This window comes from Enterococcus sp. RTP21361st1_A6_RTP21361_211029 (genome assembly GCF_040910045.1).
GTDB lineage: Bacteria > Bacillota > Bacilli > Lactobacillales > Enterococcaceae > Enterococcus_D > Enterococcus_D gallinarum.
The window spans coordinates 1-1,270 of the sequence record NZ_JBDGBK010000215.1 but is presented as its reverse complement, the minus strand read 5'-3'; the positions used below and the strand labels follow the sequence as shown (position 1 = coordinate 1,270).

2 protein-coding genes are annotated in these 1,270 nt (G+C 36.7%); one reads left to right on the top strand and one right to left on the bottom strand.

The genetic code is table 11. The features are described 5' to 3' along the window. Positions 1-575 precede the first annotated feature (575 nt). Positions 576-671: a type I toxin-antitoxin system Fst family toxin gene (locus AB5Z52_RS17145; RefSeq protein ID WP_106913803.1), complete on the top strand. Its 96-nt coding sequence runs from the start codon at positions 576-578 to the stop codon at positions 669-671. Positions 672-972: 301 nt separating this feature from the next. On the opposite strand, the gene AB5Z52_RS17140 is transcribed toward AB5Z52_RS17145, so the two are convergent. After that, the gene (locus tag AB5Z52_RS17140; RefSeq protein ID WP_262369383.1) at positions 973-1,197 is read right to left on the bottom strand and encodes a hypothetical protein; all 225 of its coding nucleotides are present in this window, start codon (positions 1,195-1,197) and stop codon (positions 973-975) included. Positions 1,198-1,270 lie beyond the last annotated feature (73 nt).

Sequence of the window (1,270 nt, the reverse complement as noted above, 5' to 3'; positions counted from 1 at the left end):
GTTGTTAGTACTCAGATAAAAAGTTGTTAGTACTCAGATAAAAAGTTGTTAGTACTCAGATAAAAAGTTGTTAGTACTCAGATAAAAAGTTGTTAGTACCCTTCTGTATCCGTTGGGAGAGTAAGGCTCAACTGCCCCCTAAAAAGGGTTCTAAAAACTCTTTAAAAAATAAATAAAATAAACGCGCGCGCGCGCGAGCAAAATTTCCCGCCAAAAAATCACCCACTTTTTAAAATAAACAGGTTCGCGCATGATATTAAACTGCCAATCTAGCTCCCTATGGTCGCTGTAAGAAGGAGTGATCGCTACGCTCTCACATTTTACTTGCAGCAGTCGCCTTTAGGCTCCTTCGCCAAAAATAATTCATTAGGGACTCCTTTGTGGCGTCCTGAGAGCTCGTCTAAGCCGTTCTAAGACAAGATTCGATAAAAACTATGTCCTTCGTTCTAAAGCGCCTTACAGGCGGTCAGGGCAAGCCCTAACAACCCCAAGGCAATAAAAAACTTAGGCTTATTTTTGCTTTTTTATTGTATAATTGATTGTCGCCTATCCGACAGTCTTGCGACTGGAAGGAGGTGTGTTTCGTGTTCACTAACTTTATTTGCTCCCTTCTTGTTGGGCTTTTAAGCGCTTTGTTCAGTTACTGGTTGAATAACCGAAACAAGAAGTAAAACTTAATTAAGGCGACTCAGCCCACAAAAAAAGCCCCAGAGAATCCGACCTCTCTGGGGCTTTCGTGTGTTTCGTGTTCACTTATTTGCAATCAAATTATAACAGAAATAAATATTTATTTCAAAAATATCCTACAAAAGTCTAAAATCCGTAATTATTTCTTATATGCAACATTTACAAATAAAATCGCTCTGAGAGCTCGTATTTTTCGATTTAAGACGTTTTATTTAGTTTTTGGTGTATTTCATTGGTACAAGCTAAAAAACTCTTAGAAGCGATTTTAGAGCCATTTAAACCCACTTAATTATATTCTCCATGAAATTCGCTCCATGCGTCAAAAGCTGCGTCTGAAATTCCGCCGTCTTCGTTCACTAGTTGCATTAATTTTTCCAACGATCGTTTTCTTTCGGGTGTCATATTTTTATATTCCAACAATTTTTCGTCTGTTAAATCGAACTTGATTACTTGAATTGCTTGCTCTAATTTTTCTAAGTTTTGAAAATATTCGTAAGGAAATTTTTCCATTTTTTCTTTCTCCAGTCTCACAATTTTTCTAGAAATAAAATCACTTCTTTGCCGTCTATACTCTCAAAAAAAA